11 protein-coding genes and 3 pseudogenes are annotated in these 16,523 nt (G+C 71.0%); 10 read left to right on the plus strand and 4 right to left on the minus strand.

Annotated features, from left to right (window positions below; all coding sequences use genetic code 11):
- Positions 1-154: 154 nt before the first annotated feature.
- From ACFZDJ_RS37125 to ACFZDJ_RS37145, 5 genes are all read left to right on the plus strand, one after another.
- The gene (locus ACFZDJ_RS37125; protein WP_391065597.1) at positions 155-1,960 is read left to right on the plus strand and encodes a methylmalonyl-CoA mutase family protein; all 1,806 of its coding nucleotides are present in this window, start codon (positions 155-157) and stop codon (positions 1,958-1,960) included.
- A gap of 8 nt (positions 1,961-1,968) precedes the next feature.
- Positions 1,969-4,143: a methylmalonyl-CoA mutase gene (gene scpA / locus ACFZDJ_RS37130; RefSeq protein WP_391065985.1), complete on the plus strand. Its 2,175-nt coding sequence runs from the start codon at positions 1,969-1,971 to the stop codon at positions 4,141-4,143.
- A gap of 5 nt (positions 4,144-4,148) precedes the next feature.
- Positions 4,149-5,135, plus strand: a complete 987-nt coding sequence (meaB, locus tag ACFZDJ_RS37135; RefSeq protein WP_391065599.1) for a methylmalonyl Co-A mutase-associated GTPase MeaB — start codon at positions 4,149-4,151, stop codon at positions 5,133-5,135.
- Positions 5,136-5,279: 144 nt separating this feature from the next.
- The gene (locus ACFZDJ_RS37140) at positions 5,280-6,020 is read left to right on the plus strand and encodes an FAD binding domain-containing protein (RefSeq protein ID WP_391065602.1); all 741 of its coding nucleotides are present in this window, start codon (positions 5,280-5,282) and stop codon (positions 6,018-6,020) included.
- A gap of 80 nt (positions 6,021-6,100) precedes the next feature.
- Entirely contained in the window at positions 6,101-6,634 is a 534-nt protein-coding gene (locus ACFZDJ_RS37145) for a GNAT family N-acetyltransferase (RefSeq protein ID WP_384908920.1), read from the plus strand.
- Between the two features lie 27 nt (positions 6,635-6,661).
- Here the strand turns inward: ACFZDJ_RS37145 and ACFZDJ_RS37150 are convergent, their stop codons facing one another.
- The gene (locus tag ACFZDJ_RS37150) at positions 6,662-7,555 is read right to left on the minus strand and encodes a DMT family transporter (RefSeq protein ID WP_391065605.1); all 894 of its coding nucleotides are present in this window, start codon (positions 7,553-7,555) and stop codon (positions 6,662-6,664) included.
- A 320-nt stretch (positions 7,556-7,875) separates the two neighbouring features.
- On the opposite strand from ACFZDJ_RS37150, the pseudogene ACFZDJ_RS37155 reads away from it, so the two are divergent.
- The 4 genes and pseudogenes from ACFZDJ_RS37155 to ACFZDJ_RS37170 all read left to right on the plus strand — a co-directional run.
- Positions 7,876-8,730, plus strand: a pseudogene (locus ACFZDJ_RS37155) (hypothetical protein); the annotation flags it as partial.
- Positions 8,730-9,278, plus strand: a pseudogene (locus ACFZDJ_RS37160) (NAD-dependent epimerase/dehydratase family protein); the annotation flags it as partial. The pseudogenes ACFZDJ_RS37155 and ACFZDJ_RS37160, both read left to right, overlap by 1 nt.
- Positions 9,275-9,933, plus strand: a pseudogene (locus tag ACFZDJ_RS37165) (spherulation-specific family 4 protein). The pseudogenes ACFZDJ_RS37160 and ACFZDJ_RS37165, both read left to right, overlap by 4 nt.
- Positions 9,934-10,031: 98 nt before the next feature.
- On the plus strand, positions 10,032-12,308 hold the full coding sequence (locus ACFZDJ_RS37170) for an FUSC family protein (protein WP_391065608.1): 2,277 nt from the start codon (positions 10,032-10,034) through the stop codon (positions 12,306-12,308).
- Between the two features lie 61 nt (positions 12,309-12,369).
- Here the strand turns inward: ACFZDJ_RS37170 and ACFZDJ_RS37175 are convergent, their stop codons facing one another.
- The 3 genes from ACFZDJ_RS37175 to ACFZDJ_RS37185 all read right to left on the minus strand — a co-directional run bounded on the left by ACFZDJ_RS37175 (position 12,370) and on the right by ACFZDJ_RS37185 (position 15,422).
- Positions 12,370-13,575 (minus strand): cysteine desulfurase-like protein, encoded by a 1,206-nt coding sequence (locus ACFZDJ_RS37175; RefSeq protein ID WP_391065611.1) that lies wholly within the window; start codon positions 13,573-13,575, stop codon positions 12,370-12,372.
- Between the two features lie 225 nt (positions 13,576-13,800).
- Positions 13,801-13,977, minus strand: coding sequence for a hypothetical protein (locus ACFZDJ_RS37180; protein WP_168487631.1), 177 nt, complete (start codon positions 13,975-13,977; stop codon positions 13,801-13,803).
- A gap of 482 nt (positions 13,978-14,459) precedes the next feature.
- Complete coding sequence (locus ACFZDJ_RS37185) at positions 14,460-15,422, minus strand: anti-sigma factor RsbA family regulatory protein (protein ID WP_391065613.1); 963 nt, start codon at positions 15,420-15,422, stop codon at positions 14,460-14,462.
- Between the two features lie 217 nt (positions 15,423-15,639).
- Here ACFZDJ_RS37185 and ACFZDJ_RS37190 point away from each other — a divergent pair, with 217 nt between their 5' ends.
- The gene (locus ACFZDJ_RS37190) at positions 15,640-16,521 is read left to right on the plus strand and encodes a SigB/SigF/SigG family RNA polymerase sigma factor (RefSeq protein ID WP_391065616.1); all 882 of its coding nucleotides are present in this window, start codon (positions 15,640-15,642) and stop codon (positions 16,519-16,521) included.
- Positions 16,522-16,523 lie beyond the last annotated feature (2 nt).

Here is a 16,523-nt window from a genome sequence, read left to right on the forward strand (position 1 = left end):
GGTCGCCCTCCTCGCTCCACGGCACCGGCACTGTCCGCGATCCGTGTGATGCCGTAGTACGAACACGGCCTGTTGATCAAGACCACCCCTGGGAGGTCAAGGTCACAGCCGCGTCCTCTGCTGCTCACCTGCGGATCTGGCCTAACATCCGAGCATGACGGTCCTGCCTGACGACGGGCTCTCGCTGGCCGCCGAGTTCCCTGACGCGACCCATGAGCAGTGGCAACGCCTGGTTGAAGGCGTCCTGCGAAAGTCGGGCAAGGAAGTCTCGGGCGCAGCAGCGGAAGACGCCCTGTCCACCACGCTGGAGGACGGGCTTCGCGCCCGGCCCCTGTACACCGCGGACGACTCCGCGCCCGATCCCGGCCTGCCCGGTTTCGCTCCCTTCGTACGGGGCGGGCGCCCCGAGGGCAACACCCTCGGCGGCTGGGACGTACGCCAGCAGCACACGGCCGCCGACGGCGCGGCGGTCCTCGCGGACCTGGAGAACGGCGTCACCTCGCTCTGGCTGGTCGCCGGTGCGGGCGGCATCGCGGTGTCCTCGCTCGACCGCGTCCTCGACGGCGTCTATCTCGACCTGGCGCCCGTCGTCCTCGACGCGGGACGTGAAGTCGAGCCCGCCGCACGCGAGTTGCTACGGCTCTACCAGGAGCGCGGGGTCGCCAAGGAGGCGGCGCGCGGCAACCTGGGAGCCGACCCGCTGGGCCACGAGGCCCGTACGGGAGACGGCGGGTTCGACTTCGCGCCCGTCGCCGCTCTCGCGGGGCTGTGCGCCGAGGAGTACCCGGGGCTGCGGGCGCTGACCGTGGACGCGCTGCCGTACCACGAGGCCGGCGGCTCGGCCGCGCAGGAGCTGGGCGCCTCGCTGGCGACCGGTGTCGCCTATCTGCGGCAGTTGACCGAGGCCGGGCTGAGTGTCGAACAGGCCTGCGGGCAGCTGGAGTTCCGGTACGCGGCCACCGCCGACCAGTTCCTGACCATCGCCAAGTTGCGGGCGGCGCGCCGGCTCTGGGCGCGGGTGACCGAGGTCTGCGGGGCCCCGGCCGGGCAGGTGCAGCACGCGGTGACCTCGCCGGTGATGATGTCCCGCCGCGACCCTTGGGTGAACATGCTGCGCACGACGGTCGCCACGCTGGCCGCCGGGGTGGGCGGCGCCGACGCCGTCACCGTGCTGCCCTTCGACCACGCGCTCGGCCTGCCGGACGCGTTCGCCCGGCGGATCGCCCGCAACACCTCGACGATCCTGGTCGAGGAGTCACATCTGTCCCGGGTGATCGATCCGGCGGGCGGCTCCTGGTACGTGGAGCGGCTCACTGACGAACTCGCCCACGCGGGCTGGGAGTTCTTCCAGCGGATCGAGGGGGAGGGTGGCCAGGCGGCGGCCCTGCGCTCCGGCCGGCTCGGCCAGGACCTCGCCCACACCTGGCAGGCGCGCAGCGCGAAGCTCGCCAAGCGGCGCGAACCCGTCACCGGGGTCAGCGAGTTCCCGAACCTCGCCGAACGCCTCGTAGAACGCGCAGCCGCCCCCGTACCGCCGTCCGGCGGGCTGCCGCGGGTGCGGCGCGACGAGGCGTTCGAGGCGCTGCGGGCCCGCTCCGACGCCCACCTTGCGGCGACCGGTTCCCGGCCGCGGATCTTCCTGGCCGCCCTCGGCCCGGCCGCCGCGCACACCGCCCGCCTCACCTTCGCCTCGAACCTGTTCCAGGCGGGTGGCATCGAGCCCGTCACCGAGGGCGCCTTCGAGGACAGCGGTGCCACCGAGGTCTGTCTGTGCTCCAGCGACACGCTGTACGAGGAGCGGGCCGCGGAGGTCGCCGGGGCGCTGAAGGCGACGGGCGCCGGGCACGTGTCCCTCGCGGGCCGCCCCGGGCAGTACCCGGATGTCGATGCCTATGTCTTCGCGGGGTGCGACGCCGTCGCCGTGCTCTCCGCCACCCTCGACCGCATGGGAGTGTCCTGATGGCAGCGATGGGAATCCCCGACTTCTCCGGGATCGGGCTGGGGGTCCCGAAGGCCGACGGCGGGAGCGACGAGTGGCGCGACGCCGTCAAGAAGGCCACGGGCGGGGCCGATCTCCTGTGGGAGACCCCGGAGGGCATCGCGGTCGAGCCGCTGTACACCGGGCAGGACCTGGAGGGCCTGGACTTCCTCGGCACCTACCCGGGCATCGCCCCGTATCTGCGCGGCCCGTACCCGACGATGTACGTCAACCAGCCCTGGACGATCCGTCAGTACGCGGGCTTCTCCACGGCCGAGGAGTCCAACGCCTTCTACCGGCGGAATCTCGCGGCCGGCCAGAAGGGCCTGTCCGTCGCCTTCGACCTGCCCACGCACCGCGGCTACGACAGCGACCACCCGCGGGTGACCGGTGACGTCGGCATGGCGGGCGTGGCGATCGACTCGATCTACGACATGCGGCAGCTCTTCGACGGCATCCCGCTGGACAGGATGACCGTGTCGATGACGATGAACGGCGCCGTGCTGCCGGTGCTCGCGCTGTACATCGTGGCGGCGGAGGAACAGGGCGTACCGCCCGAGAAGTTGGCCGGGACCATCCAGAACGACATCCTCAAGGAGTTCATGGTCCGCAACACCTACATCTATCCGCCGAAGCCGTCGATGCGGATCATCTCCGACATCTTCGCCTTCACCTCGCAGCGGATGCCGCGCTACAACTCCATCTCCATCTCCGGCTACCACATCCAGGAGGCGGGTGCGACGGCCGACCTGGAGCTGGCGTACACGCTGGCCGACGGGGTGGAGTACATCCGGGCGGGGCGGGCGGCGGGGATGGACGTGGACGCGTTCGCGCCTCGGCTCTCCTTCTTCTGGGCCATCGGCATGAACTTCTTCATGGAGATCGCCAAGATGCGGGCCGCGCGGCTGCTGTGGGCGAAGCTGGTCAAACAGTTCGACCCGCAGAACGCCAAGTCCCTTTCCCTGCGCACCCATTCGCAGACCTCCGGCTGGTCACTGACCGCGCAGGACGTGTTCAACAACGTGACGCGTACGTGTGTGGAGGCGATGGCGGCGACGCAGGGGCACACCCAGTCGCTGCACACCAACGCGCTGGACGAGGCGCTCGCCCTGCCCACCGACTTCTCGGCGCGCATCGCCCGCAACACGCAGCTGCTGATCCAGCAGGAGTCGGGTACGACCCGGGCGATCGACCCGTGGGGCGGCAGCGCGTACGTCGAGAAGCTGACGTACGACCTCGCGCGCCGGGCCTGGCAGCACATCGAGGAGGTCGAGGCGGCGGGTGGCATGGCGCAGGCCATCGACGCCGGTATCCCGAAGCTGAGGGTGGAGGAGGCCGCGGCCCGCACCCAGGCCCGGATCGACTCCGGACGCCAGCCGGTCATCGGCGTGAACAAGTACCGGGTGGAGACCGACGAGCAGATCGACGTCCTCAAGGTCGACAACTCCTCCGTACGCACCCAGCAGATCGAGAAGCTGCGGCGGCTGCGCGCGGAGCGCGACGAACAGGTCTGCCAGGACGCGCTGCACGCCCTGACACGGGCCGCCGAAGGCACCGGCAATCTGCTGGAGCTGGCGGTGAACGCGGCCCGCGCGAAGGCCACCGTCGGTGAGATCTCCGACGCGCTGGAGAAGGTGTACGGGCGGCACGCGAGCCAGATCCGTACGATCTCGGGTGTGTACCGCACCGAAGCCGGCGAGTCGCCGTCCGTCGAACGCACCCGCACCCTGGTGTCCTCCTTCGAGGAGGCCGAGGGCCGTCGGCCCCGCATCCTGGTCGCCAAGATGGGCCAGGACGGGCACGACCGCGGCCAGAAGGTGATCGCCACCGCCTTCGCCGACCTCGGCTTCGACGTCGACGTCGGCCCGCTGTTCCAGACCCCGGGCGAGGTGGCGCGCCAGGCCGTCGAGGCGGACGTGCACATCGTCGGGGTGTCCTCGCTGGCCGCCGGACACCTCACCCTCGTACCGGCGTTGAAGGAGCAGCTCGCGGAGGAGGGCCGGGAGGACATCATGATCGTGGTCGGCGGGGTGATTCCGCCGCAGGACGTGCCCACGCTCCTGGAGATGGGCGCGGCGGCCGTCTTCCCGCCCGGGACGGTGATCCCGGACGCGGCGTACGACCTGGTGCAGCGGCTGTCCGCCGACCTCGGCCACGACCTCTGACCCCCATGGCGATCGACCTCGGCACCTATGTGAAGGGCGTACTCGACGGGAAGCGGGCGCTGGTGGCACGCGCCATCACGCTCGTGGAGTCGACGAAGCCCCAACACCGCGCTCTGGCACAGGAGTTGCTGACCGAGCTGCTGCCGCACAGCGGGAAGGCGCGGCGGATCGGGATCAGCGGCGTACCCGGTGTGGGCAAGTCGACGTTCATCGACGCGTTCGGCACCCTGCTCACCTCGCTCGGGTACCGGGTCGCGGTGCTCGCCGTCGACCCGTCCTCCAGCCGGACCGGTGGTTCGATCCTGGGCGACAAGACGCGCATGGAACGCCTGGCCGTCGACCCGGCGGCCTTCGTGCGCCCCTCCCCCACCGCGGGCACGCTCGGCGGGGTCGCCAAGGCGACCCGCGAGTCGATCGTGGTGATGGAGGCGGCCGGCTACGACGTGGTCCTGGTGGAGACGGTCGGCGTCGGCCAGTCCGAGACCGCCGTCGCGAACATGGTCGACTCCTTCCTGCTCCTGACTCTGGCCCGCACCGGCGACCAGTTGCAGGGCATCAAGAAGGGCGTCCTGGAACTGGCGGACGTCATCGCGGTCAACAAGGCGGACGGACCGCACGAGCGGGACGCCCGGGGCGCGGCACGGGAGCTGGCGGGCGCGCTGCGGCTGATGCATCCCGCCGACGCCGCCTGGACCCCGCCGGTACTGAGTTGCAGCGCCCGTGAGTCGACCGGCCTGGACACGGTCTGGGAGCGCCTCGAACAGCACCGCACGCTCCTCGCCTCCACCGGCCGTCTCGCCGCCAAGCGCCGCGACCAGCAGGTGGACTGGACGTGGACGATGGTCCGCGACGAACTCCTCGGCCGCCTGCACGCCGACACGGCCGTACGCGCCCTCGCCCCGGGCCTCGAACAGCAGGTCCGGGACGGGGGGTTGACGGCCACGCTGGCCGCCGAGCGCATCCTGGGGGTGTTCGGCGGCGAGCGCGGCTGAACCGTGGGCAAGAGGCGCATCGGGTGATGCCGTGAGCCCTGTACGCGCCCCTGCGTGCTGGGGGAAAATGCGCCATGTCGACGGTCATAGGGCTGAGGTAGTGCGTACTCGGCCGCCCATTCCCCCGAAAGCAGGTCGGCTGCCGTGCTCTTGCGTCTGCCCACGTCCGTTTCCGCAGCCCAGGAGTGCATGGCCGAGGGGGCGGTGCCCATAGGCGGCGCGACCCTGGTGTGGGCCACCTGGCAGCGGGACGGCTTCCCCGAGCAGGCGATGTCGCTGCGCGACCTGCCGGAGGCCAATGCGATCGGCCGCGAGACGCTGGGCGGGGCCGTGATACTGAACCGGATCGACGACCGCGTGCCCGAAGCCCTGCGCAGGGCGGCCGCCACCGTGGGGACCGGAGCCGTGCGCCGCACGGCCACCGTCGGCGGCAACATCGTCGGGAGCACCCTGCGCTGCCTGCTGCCCGCCGCACTCGTCCTGGAAGCCCGCGCGGTGGTCCTGGAACCGGACAGCGTCTACGAGACCGACCTGTCCGAGGTACTGGCCAAGGGCCACCTGCTGCTCGGCCTCCGCTGGCGCGATCCGATCACCAGCGCCTACCGCAAGCTGGCCGGCGAAGCGGGGGGTCCGCCGCCGCTGGTCGTCGCCGCCGCTCTGCACACCGCCGACACCGGAGGAACACGCCTGCGAGTCGCCGTCCGCGACGGGTACGACGTACTCACCGAGAGCATCGAGTACGACGCCGGTTCCGACTCCAACTCCCACGTCGAACAGGTCCTCGACGACCTGCGTCGCACGGCCGTCGGCGCGCTGCACGCCACCGCCCGGGACGCGGTCCGCGAACTGGTCACCGACCTCTTGTCCCGTCCCACCCGCCGTTGAGGGCCCTCCCGGACACCGACAGCACGGTCTTGGCGCTGCCGCCGTCGGCCCGGGGTCACCCGTCGGGCAGGATGGGCGCCATGACCGAGATCCACACGCCCCGCCTCCTCCTCCGCCGCTGGTCCGACGACGACCTCGTGCCGATGGCGGACATCAATGCCGACCCCCGCGTCATGCACTGGATCGACGACGGTTCCGTTCGCGACCTGGACCACACGGCAGAGGCCATCGAACAGTGGGAAGAGGAATGGGACGAGGAGGGATTCGGCCTCTTCGCCGTCGAACTGCTGGCCTCCGGCGAACTGGCCGGCTTCGTGGGCCTGTCCGTGCCCGAGTTCCTGCCGGAGGTACTGCCCGCCGTCGCCATCAGCTGGCGGCTCGGCTCACCGTTCTGGGGTCAGGGGTACGCCTCCGAAGCCGCCCATGCCACGTTGGAGTTCGCCCTCCAGGACCGTGGCCTCGACCGCGTCATCAGCATCACCCGACCGGGGGACGACGCGTCCGAGAACGTCATCCGCAAGCTCGGTATGACGCTGGAGCGCGAGACGACGCACCCGGTGTACGGCTATCCACTGTTCGTTCACGCCATCGATCTCACCGAGTACCAGGCCTGAACCCGCCGAGTCGTCGATTCCCGCGGTTCATGCCCTGGTACGGTCCGGCGCGGCCGGCGGTACGACGAGCACCTGGGTGAGCGGGATCCGGGCCAGCAGGATCGCTCCGTACAGGATCAGGGCGGCCCCGACGGCCTCGGGGATCAGCCACCAGCCGGTGCGTACCCGCTCCGCGTACAAGGTGACGCCCAGGACGAGGCTGACCAGGGCGTCACCGAGGGTGAGGGCGGGTTGGGAGGCGACGAGGGGGCCCGACTGGACGGCGTTCTGCAGGAGGAACAGCGCGCAGACGCCGGTGGCGGCGAAGGCGTAGGTCTGCCAGGCCAGGAAGAACCCGGTGGCACCGCCCGTCTCCCAGGCGTGCGTGGCGTCCTTGATCAGGGCCGCGGTGAGTGCGTAGCCGATGGCCGCCGAGGCGCCGAAACAGGCCGCGCGTGCGCGTCCGGCGGGGAGCCGCAGCGCGACACCGACGGCAGCCACGATGACGCCGACGCAGCACACGATGGCCAGGATCCACCCGCCCGTGGTGGGCCGGTCGGTCCCGACCGAGGGGGCGGCCGCGGCCAGCACAGTACCCAGCCCGACGGCGATGCACACCACGGCGATCCACCCGCGCCGGGTCACCCGCCGACGTAGCACCAGACCGCCGATGAGCAGCGCGAACGGTAGTTCCAGGACGAAGATCGGCTGTACGACGGACAGCGCGCCGTTGACCAGCGCCAGCGCCTGGAAGCATGCCGCCGCCATGACCGCGGCGATCCCGCCCAGCCACACCGGCCGGTGCAGCAGCTCGATGAGCAGCCTGGCGTGGAAGCCCTCGGACAACGGCACGTCCTGTGCCGCGCGGCGCTGGAGGACGGTGGCGGTCGCGTTGCTGACCGCGGCCAGCACCGCGAAGAGGACGGAGAACACCAACGCCACCGGCTCGCCCCTCCTCCTCTCCCGCTTTCTCCCACGGGCACCACCCCAGGCGCACGCGTCACTCCCATGCTCCCGCGGCTCCACGGAGTCCGCCCCTCGGCACACCGATGTACCGATGCCCGGACCACGGACAAGGCCATCGCCATCGCCGCCGGCGCCGGTGACCAGTCCGACCCGTGGGCGGGCGTCTCACTCACGCCGGCCGGCGACGCTCTGCCACGCCATGGCCGCCGTATGCTCGACGCGGTCGGCCACGCGGCCGGAAATCAAGGGTTGGCCAAGAGGGTCGCAGCCGCACGAACGGTCGTCACGGTTGCGCCCTCCTGCAGTCCGGAAGGTCCGTGATCGACGCCGGTTTCCTGGCGGACACGGTGGACGGTCGTCCGCGCGCCAGGTTCCAGGCCGTCGTCCTGCCCCACTACAACCCGTTCCCGGCGGGCTCCGCCGAGATGGCGGCACTGGCCGCGTACGAGCAGACGTACGCGATCCCACAGGTGGACGCGTACACCTACGCGCGTCCGGAGGCCGGGCTCAAGTACCCCGTCAGCGGCGGCTACTCCGGCAGCGTCGACGGTGTGCGGGCCCAGGTCACGGCGGCCGGCAAGGCCGGGCCTTTCGGATATCTGAACGGCATCGTGCCGTTCGAGGACAACTCCCCCACGATCGGCGAGAGTTACGCCTATCTGTCGACGCCCGTCGCCGGGGCCGACTTCACCCCGTACGTCGACGCGCCGATACCGGGGCAGTCGACGCGGGGTTCCCTGGTGGGCGAGTACCGGCACGACGGACGGCGCGAGCTCGTCGTCACGTTCGTCTACAACCAGTACCAGCAGCAGTTCCGGCTGCTGGCCCGCGGCATCGTGGAGTGGATGACCGGGGGCGTGCACCTCGGCGCCTCGCGCAACTACTTCGCCGTGCACGTCGACGACGTCTTCGCCGCCGACGACCGCTGGGACACCCAGCTCAACTGCACGCCCGGCGACATCAACTGCCCGCAGGGCGAGGGCGTGACCAACCCGATCCGCATGACCCCGGCGGACGTCGACCAAGCCGCCGCCTGGGAAAGCGGCCGGAACTTCACCCTCGACCTCGCCTTCAACGGCGCCGGCAGCGTGGACCAGCGTACGGACAACAACGGGGTCGACCTGCTGGCCGACAAACTGATCGCCGACCGTCGGCCACCCGTCCCGTCACCCCCTACGGCGCCACCAAACTCGCCGGGACGGTCACCGTGACCACCTCCGGACTCGACGCGGTGGTCCTGCGCGTGGGCAACCCGGTGGGGCCCGGCGCCCCGCCCACCGGGCTGCCCGGCCGGATCGCCGGGCTGCTGCGCGCGGCCGGCCCGGGCCCGGACGCGGTGATCCGACTGGGTGATCTGCCGGCGTACCGCGACTTCGTGGACGTACGAGATGTGGCGCGGGCGGCGGTGCTCGCGGCCACGTCACCCGGGCCCCTGCCGCAGGTCCTCACCATCGGGAGCGGACGTGCCGTCCCGGTGCGCGAGCTCATACGGACTCTGGCCCGCATCGCCGGGTTCCGGGGCCGGATAGAGGAGGACGGCGGCGGCTCGGCGCGCTCGGGGGCGGTGTCGTGGCAGTGCTCCGACATCGCCGCCGCCGACGACAGCCTGGACTGGCGGCCGTCGTACGCCCTGGAGGAGTCGCTGGCCGCGCTCTGGGCGGCGACGTCCGTCCGGCCGGATGACGGCCGGGCGCCGTGAGCCTGCTCATTCCGCTGTACGTCCACCCGGCCGAGGACCCGGGCGCCTGGCACCGGCTGATCACGTCCGCGTCCTGTACGTACGCGGTGGTGATCAATCCCGCGAACGGTCCGGGCCCGGGCCCGACCCGGCGTTCACCGCGGCGGCCGGAGCACTGCGGGCGGCCGGCGCCCGCCTGCTCGGCTATGTGGACACCGACTACGGTGCCCGTTCCACGGTCGAGGTCGCGCAGGACGTCGTACGGCACCGGGAGTGGTACGGGGCCGACGGCTGCTTCCTGGACCGGGTGACCTCGGACCCGGCCGAACTGCCCGCCTGCCGAAGGCTGGTACGGGCCGTACGCAGGCTGGGCACCTCGACCGTCGTGCTCAACCCCGGGGTGCATCCGGCGCCGGGGTACGCGCGCGTCGCCGACCTGACGGTGACCTTCGAGGGGCACTGGACGACCTATGTGTCGGCGTTCAGCAGACCCGCGTGGACCGCCCGGCACCCGCCCGAGCGGTTCTGCCATCTCGTCTACGGTGTGCCCGAGGCGCTCGTACCGCTCGCCGTGCGCACCGCGCGCGAACGCGGCGCGGCGGTCTGCGGTCCCGTGACGGGAGAACCTCCCAATCCCTGGGCGCAGTTGACGCCCGCGCTGAGCGAGGCCGACTGAGCCCGGGGTCGCCGCGGACGCCGGGAAGGACGCGCGGGCGTCGGCACGTGCCATGCTGGAACCGCTGATCATGGCGGAGAGCGAGGCAGAACAACAGCGTGAGGACAGCGACACGGCCGGGCCGGACGAGGATCTGGGACCGATTCGCGGCATCGGACCCCGGGCTGCTGCGGCTCATGGCCGGGCTGCGGACGGTGGGGGCCATCGCGCTCACGCTCGCCGTACTGGCACTGCTCGGGGCCGGTAAGACTCACTTGGTGGCCGGTTCCATCGCGGCCATGGCCGCGACCTTCGCCATCAAGGAGAAGCGGCGGCGCCAACAGGCGGTCACGCTCGCGCTCGGGCTGGTCGTGGCACTCGCCGCGATGTCGCTGGGGGCGCTGCTCAGCACCCACGTGGTCGCGGGTGACCTCTTCTTCCTGGCGCTGATCTTCGCCGCCGTCTACAGCCGCCGCTTCGGTGATCGTGGAACGGCGCTGGGCCTCATCGGTTTCCAGGTCTACTTCGTGTCGCTGTTCGTCAGGGCCGGCGTCCCCGGTCTGCCGGGGCTGTGCGGAACCCTGGTCGTCGCGTTCACGTGCAGCGCGCTGGTGCGTTTCGTCGTCGTTCCGGAGACGCCCGAGCGTGTGCTGCGTCGGTTGCGCGCGGCCTTCCGGGCCCGTCTGGCGCAACTGGTGTCCGCCCAGATCGAGTTGCTGGATGCCGGCCCGGACCGGGTGGAGAAGGCTCTGGAGGAGGTCAGGCGGCACACCGCCCGGCTCCACGAGAGCGCGATGATGATCCAGGGGCGACTGGAGGAGGGGACCAGCGACCGCGCCACCGCCGCGCTCGTGCAGCGGCGTATCGCCGACGCCGAGATCGCCGCCGAGCGGCTCGGGGTGCTCATCCTCACCGCCCGCAGCGCGGAACGCGCCGACACGCTCACCCTGCATCTGCCGAACGCGCCCGTGCCCGCGGCGAGCGACCGGCTCCGGGCGCAGGACGACACCACCGCCACCCTGCGCCGTGATCTCGAAGCGCTGCGCCTGCTCGTCCTGCGCCCGGTCGCCGAGGACCGCGGCACCGGGATGGCCCACGTGCGCAACCGGCTGCTCGGTTACCGCGACGAGGAGAACCTCCCGCGCGCCTCGGCGGCCGTCCAGGACGTCTTCCGCGGGATCGGGGAGACGGGGCGTTCCGTCCTGGGACTGCGACTCGCCCTCGACGGACCCCAGGACGAGTCCGACGACACACCGTCGACGACCCGTTCCCGTGAGGAGTTGGACGCGGAGGACGTCGCCATCGCCAGGGCCGAGGAGGACGAGGAGGACACGCACGACCGCACGGGGTGGAAACGTCCGACGACCCGTACCGCGGTCCAGGTGTCGGTGGGTTCGGCCCTGGCCATCGTCGGTGGGGAGTTCCTCTCCAGCCAGCGCTGGTACTGGGCCGTGCTGACCTGCTGGGTGGTCTTCCTGAACACGGCGTCCACCGGAGAGATCCTGGTCAAGGGGTACCGCCGGCTGCTCGGCACCGTCCTCGGCGTCGTCGCCGGTGCCCTGCTGGCGAGTCTGGTCGGCTCCCACACCTGGACCGCGTTCGCCCTGGTGCTGCTGTTCATCTTCGCGATGTTCTTCACCGCGCCGCTGTCGTACGCCCTGATGTCCTTCTTCGTCACGGCGATGCTGGGCCTGCTCTACACACTGCTCAACACCTACAGCACCGGGGTACTCGTCCTTCGTATCGAGGAAACGGCGCTCGGCGCCACCTGCGGTGTCATCGCGGCCGCCCTGGTGCTCCCGGTGAACACGGACCGCCGTACCGACGAGCTGCTGGCCACGGTCCTGAAGCGGCTCGGGGAGGTGACCGGTGCGGCGGTCGACCAGCTGAGCGGCGGCCCGGCGATCGAGTTGCTGGACAAGGCGCGGGATCTCGACACAGCCCTGGACGATCTGCGGTCCTCCACGCAGCCGTTGACCCATCCGATCACCCCGCTGCGGGCCCGCCGGCAGACCGCGCGCTATCTCGTGGCGCTCCTGGAGACGTGCGCGTACCACGCGCGTTCCCTGGCGGCGACGGCCGAGCTGCTGCCCTACAGCAAGACCGTCGCCGCCGATCCCCGGCTCAAGGGGGCCGGCGGACGCATCGCGCACAACATCGACGTCCTTGTCGCACGCGTCGAGGACGACGACACCGAAGGCGTGGCCGAGACCGGCCCCAGCCTCGCCTCCATGCTGGAGACGGACCGGCCGGGCCTCCCCCGCCACGACCGCGTGACCGACCGGGTCCTGCGGCATCTGCAGCGCCTGGACGAAGGCGTGATCGGCCTCGCCCGCCCCCTCGGGGTACCGGTCTCGACCCCCACGGACACGGCGTCCCGGGGACCCGCCGTCTAGCTGGTGCCGGTGGTCATGACGTCGGGAGCCTTGGCGGTCATGACGTCGGGAGCCCTGGCGGTCACGACTTCAGGAATGCCGCCAGGCCCTCGAGCATCCGTTCCACGTCGTCCTCGTCGTTGTACGGCGACAGTCCAAGACGCAGGCCTCCGGTGTCGCCCAGGCCGAGGTGGCGCGATGCCTCCAGCGCGTAGAAGGTTCCCGCGGGCGCGTGCACGCTCCGCGCCGCCAGGAAGCGGTAGGCGTCGTCCGTGTCGCGGTCGTCGAAGGTCAGGAGCAGGGTGGGGGTGCGGTCGGCCGCCCGGGAGCGGATCGTGACGCCCGCCAGTGCGGCCAGGCCGTTCTCCATCCGGTCCCGCAGCGCTCGCTCGTGCCGCTCGATCGACGCGAACGCGGACCGCAGCCGGGCGCGCCGGTCGTCCGCAGGACCGGTCCCGAGACCGGCGAGCAGGTCGACGGCGGCGCGAGTGCCGGCGAGGAGCTCATAGGGCAACGTCCCTAGCTCGAAACGCTCCGGGACCGCGTCGGTGGAGGGCAGCAGCTTGTCGGGACGCAGTGTCTCCAGCAGGGCCGGAGCGGCGGCGAGCACACCGTGGTGCGGGCCGAGGAACTTGTACGGCGAGCAGACGAAGAAGTCGGCGCCGAGCTGTGCGAGGTCCACGAACGCGTGTGCCGTGTAGTGCACGCCGTCGACGTAGAGCAGTGCGTCCGTGCGGTGGACCAGGCGGGCGATCTCCGGGACGTCGGGGAGCGTGCCGATCAGGTTGGAGGCGGCGGTGACGGCGACCAGCCGGGTGCGCTCGGTGAGCAGTTCGCCCACGGCCGCGGGCGGGAGTTCGCCGGTGACCGGATCGAAGTCGGCCCATCGCACCCGGACGCCGGTCCGCTCCGCGGCCTGGACCCAGGGGCGGATGTTGGCGTCGTGGTCGAGACGGCTCACCACGATCTCGTCGCCGGGGGCCCAGTCCCTCGCCAGCGTCCGGGAGAAGTCGTACGTGAGTTGGGTGGCGCTGCGGCCGAAGACCACTCCGGAGGGGTCCCCGCCCAACAGGTCGGCCATGGTCTGCCGGAACTCCGTGACGAGAGCCTCCGCGTTCACCTCTCCCACCGTGACGCTCCCCCGGTTCGACAGCGGGCGGGTGAGTGCGTCGGCGATCGCCGCGCCGACCGGCGCCGGCGTCTGTGTGCCGCCCGGACCGTCGAAGTACGCGATGCCGGTCCGCAGGGCGGGGATCTGGGCGCGCAACGCGCCGACGTCGTAGGTCACTCGGGCTCCTTGGGGTGCGATGTCGTCAGTTCGGGAACGACGACGTCAGGCGAGTTGTCCGGGCGGCAGGCCTCGGTAGTAGCTGCCGACCTGGGCCAGGTATACGGGGTGCTGTTCCTCCTGAATCCTGAACCGTCTGCGTCGGACTTCAGAACAGCAATTACCCCGCTCTCCGCGCCGCATTCGACGGACTGGCGCGGTGCGGCACGTTGCCCACCCCAGATGTCAGCGCCTACGGCTTCGGGTCGCCCAGCCGCCGCCGACACCGGAGACGTGCAGGGCTAGCAGGGCCAGCCCTATGAGCATGACGTTGGTCGAGGTGAAGACGTCGTTCGTCGAGAGGTCCGCGGCATTGATCAAGAACGCGATGAACAGCACGATCGCCGCAACGATTCCAAGCATGAGTTCTCCTCTTCCGAAGTGGTGGTGGAGCCCGAGTTCCCCCAGGAATCCTGTCGACACAACTTCGCCTATCGGTGCGACCGCCGAACGGGAGCCGCTCTCCGTGTAGCGCTCGCGCGGGGAGTCCCCGCCCAAGTCCAGACGCCCCGGCCGGGTGCGAACCGCGGGTCCCGCCGTCATCATGGAGCCCACCACCCGGGCCGCGAGTGCCGATCAGTCTGCTCCTGTCGCCGCACACGCCCCCACCGGCCCGCAGCTCATCGAAAGCAGACAGCAATGCCACAGACCCTGACCGCATCGGCCTGTTCCCCCGCCGGAGCCGCTTCGTGATCGCGGCCCGTGTCCCGGGCCTGATCCTGCCCCTGGTCTATCTCTGCGGGCTCGTCGCGGTCCTGCTCTGGTACTGGCGGCACCGCGGCGAGTAGAGCGAGTACCGCGAGCAGCGGGGGGCACGGCCGGCCCCCAGGGTCGAGCGACCGCGGTCATCTCCGGGCGAGGTAGCTGCGTACGGTCGTTCCGTTCTCGGCGGTGTGGACGCGTACGAGGTCGGACAGGAAGTGGACGAGGAGCAGCCCCCGGCCGCCGAGTTGGTCCGGGCGCACGGGGCGGCGGCCGGCCAGGGGGTCGGTCAGGTGTCCCTCGTCACGCACCTCGCAGACGATCTGCTCGCTCTCGGCCCAGATCCGCAGCGTCCCCGAACCGCCTCCGTGCACCACGCTGTTGGTCGTCAACTCCGCGACGACGAGGTTCAGATCCTGCAACCGGGACGGCGCCATCCCCCGCTCCCGTGCCTCGCGCAGCGCGAAGTCGCGTGCGGTGGGCAGCAGTCCGGCGGCGAAGCGGACCGTGGCCGCTCCCGGCGGGTACAGCAAGGTCTCGTTGTAGCGCGCGAGGACGCGTCCGGGATCGTAGGCGTGGCTGACGCCCGGCCGCCCGTCGCTGATCACCACGGGGTGCGTGGCGTGTGCGTCGGCGATCACGTCGTCGGAGAGGGTCCGGGCGTCGTACGGGCACAGGATGGTCGCGTCGCGTCCTTGGAACGCCGCGTTGATGAGGGCTTCGTGCTGGACGCAGGCCGGGTACTCGAGCGGTGTACGGCCGTACCAGATCGGCTCCCCGATGATGCGCACAGGGCGTCCGGGGTGGGTGTCGGCGAACGATCGCAGGACGGTGGGAATGATCCGGCCGGGGTTCCTGCCTGCCTGTGTCATGTCGATCCAGCGGACCTCGTCGGCGGCCGGTCCGAGTTCCGCCTTGAGCAGCGCCAGTCGAGACGGAGGTGCCGCCACCGCCACGGGCCGACCGGTGGCGAGGCCCTCGGACACGAACGGCAACGTCCCATCCGTGTACTCCTGGTCGGAGCGGTACAGGAGCGCGGGGTGCGCGAACGGCTCCGCCCGGTCTCGGACGAGGGGCGACCGCGCTCCGTTTTCTCCCTGCTCCATCCCCACTGGCTCACCTCGGATCCCACTTTAGGCGGCGGCGGTTCCCCTCGGTGTGCATCCGGCAGAGGGCTTCGGCGAGAAGTAGTCCTGGGCCCACGTCCGGCGGCCACGCAACAGACGCGTTCCGCAGGTTTCGGAAGTTGGATGGCATGACTGGCTTGAGACGGGGCAGACGGGCTCTGTCTTCAATTCCTTCGAGCGATTTGGGGTGGACCGCATGGCAGCCGTGACGGCAGCGAAGGCAACCAACACGGCACAGCAGGCAGGGACGGCACAGGAGGAGGCACTCCCCCTGATCGACGAGCCGCTGAAGATCAGCCCGAAGGACGCGCGCGAGCTGTCGCGTCAGTTCTTCGACCGGCTGGCCGTGCTGGAGGAAGGCACAGACGACTACCAGTACGCGCGCAACACGCTCATAGAGATGAACCTCTCCCTCGTGCGGTACGCGGCGGCTCGCTTCCGCAGCCGCAGCCAGGACGAGATGGAGGACATCGTCCAGGTCGGCACCATCGGGCTCATCAAGGCGATCGACCGCTTCGAGCTGACCCGCGAGGTCGAGTTCACGTCCTTCGCCGTTCCGTACATCGTCGGCGAGATCAAGCGCTTCTTCCGCGACACCAGCTGGGCCGTGCACGTACCCCGCCGTCTTCAGGAGGCGCGGATCGAGCTCGCCAAGGCGACGGACGAACTGCGCACCCGCCTCGGCCGCACCCCGACCACGCGTGAGCTGGCCGCGCTGATGTGTCTGTCCGAGGAGGAGGTCATCGAGGCGCGCAAGGCCTCCAACGGCTACAACTCCTCGTCCCTCGACGCCGCGCTCACGGCCGACGACGGCGCGGACGGGGACACCGTTCTCGCGGACTTCATCGGCGAGGACGATCCCTCGCTCGAACTCGTCGAGGACTTCCAGTCCCTGGCTCCGCTGATCGCCGAACTGGACGAACGTCAGCGCCGGATCATCCACATGCGTTTCGTCGAGGAGCGCACCCAGGCCCAGATCGGTGCGGAGCTCGGCATCTCGCAGATGCACGTCTCGCGTCTGATCACCCGCATCATCAGGCGTCTTCGCACCGGGCTGCTCGACCCCGCGGTCGCCTGACG

This window comes from Streptomyces sp. NPDC007896, from assembly GCF_042959425.1.
Lineage (GTDB): Bacteria > Actinomycetota > Actinomycetes > Streptomycetales > Streptomycetaceae > Streptomyces.